This window comes from Amycolatopsis sp. NPDC028719 (assembly GCF_055565395.1).
In genome coordinates, this window is record NZ_JBVHUL010000030.1 from 1 (window position 1) to 1731 (window position 1731).

2 protein-coding genes are annotated in these 1731 nt (G+C 37.4%); one reads left to right on the forward strand and one right to left on the reverse strand.

What is annotated here, in order from left to right:
* Positions 1-164: 164 nt before the first annotated feature.
* Positions 165-1606 (forward strand): IS1182-like element ISBth7 family transposase gene (locus tag ACZ4TR_RS49365; protein WP_377922992.1). Its coding sequence is split into 2 segments (ribosomal slippage): positions 165-726 and positions 726-1606, totalling 1443 coding nucleotides; the frame shifts between segments, so codons are not numbered across the junction.
* 45 nt (positions 1607-1651) lie between these two features.
* Here the strand turns inward: ACZ4TR_RS49365 and ACZ4TR_RS49370 are convergent.
* Positions 1652-1731: DUF1510 family protein (locus ACZ4TR_RS49370; protein WP_465296163.1), on the reverse strand; the 80-nt coding region annotated here is incomplete at its 5' end.

The window sequence follows — 1731 nt, forward strand, 5'->3', positions numbered from 1 at the left end:
AGCTTGTCTGGTTACCCCGTTAAATACTATAAAAAAAGAACTTGTATCGTTATACAAGTTCTTTTTCAGGCTGTGGAGAAAGTCTTCTCCACAGCCTGTTTTTGTGTCTGAACCTCTTTTTATGTGTCAACACTGATAAAAAAGAGGAAAAGGAGAGGTTTTTTATGATGGGTGCTTTAAAAAATCATCGTGATGAACGTGTATCTGTTTCTGTAGAAGAGTTGGTTCCACAAGATCATTTCCTTCGTGCGATTGAAGCGACAATTAGTTTTGATTTTATTGAGGAAAAATTACGCCCTTATTATTGTGAAAACAATGGACGTCCGTCAATCCATCCTATCGTTTTATTTAAAATGATGTTTATTGGATATTTTTACGGTATTCGTTCTGAGCGTCAATTGGAAAAGGAGATTAAAACGAATATCGCCTACCGTTGGTTTTTAGGGTTTTCTCTATCAGATACTATTCCAGATCATTCTACAATTAGTTGGAATCGACGTACCCGCTTTATTCATACAAATATTTTCGAAGAAATTTTTGATGAGATTGTGCGGCAAGCGACGGAGCACCGGATGGTGGGAGGACGTGCATTGATGACAGATTCTACGCACATTAAGGCCAATGCTAATAAAAATAAGTTTGTACATAAATATAAAAAAGAAAAGGCAAAGTTTTATATAGATGAACTAGAAGCTGCGGTAATCGAAGATCGTGAGGTACACGGAAAAAAGAATTAAAACCCAGAAAGGAAAGTGATACCCCTACTAAAAAAACTCGCATAAGTACTACGGATCCAGATAGTGGATTTTTAATGAGAGATGGAAAACCGAACGGTTTTCATTTCTTAGACCATCGTACGACTGATGCGAAGTACAATATTATTACAGATACCTATGTAACGGCTGGAAATATGGCAGATTCCGAGCCATATTTAGCGCGCCTCCAAGCTCAGATTGATAAATTCGAATTCAAAGTAGAAGCTGTCGCTCTTGATGCGGGCTATTTTTCAGGTTATATCTGTAAGAAATTATCAGAACGAAATATATTTATGGTGATGGGGTATCGCCGATTTGGAAAACGAAATAAAGAAGTACCGAAAAGCCAATTTAAATATGTAGAAGAAATGAATGTTTTCGCTTGTCCGATGGGATGTATTTTAGAATATGTAACAACTGATCGTGAAGGATACCGTCAATACAAATCGAATCCAGAAGACTGTGCTGTTTGTCCGTTACGAGAGGTGTGCTTTTCAAAGAAACAAAAACAAAAAGTTATCACTCATCATATATGGGAGAAATATAAGGATATTGCTAGAAAAAACAAGCTAACAGCTACAGGAAAAAAGTTGTATAAAGTACGCTGTTCAACTATAGAGCGAAGCTTTGCGGACGCCAAAGAACTACATGGATATCGATATGCTCGGTTTCGGGGGCTGAAGTCTGTCCAAATGCAGGCTTATCTCACCGCAGCTTGCCAAAACATGAAAAAAATAGCCCTCCATCTGACCAAAAAGGGTCTAGTGGAGGGCTATTTTTCTAAATTCTATTATTTTATGTTGTTTTCATTCGCTAAAATCAAAAAGATTTCAGAGCGTCGGAAACCCTAAAGGGTTTCCCGACACTCTGAGAAGCTCCTAAGGAGCTTCTCTTTTTTAGTTTAGAGTTTGAACAAGTACTGGTTTCCAGCCCTCATTGTCTACCCAATCAATATTCACATAATATTTTTTGCCTG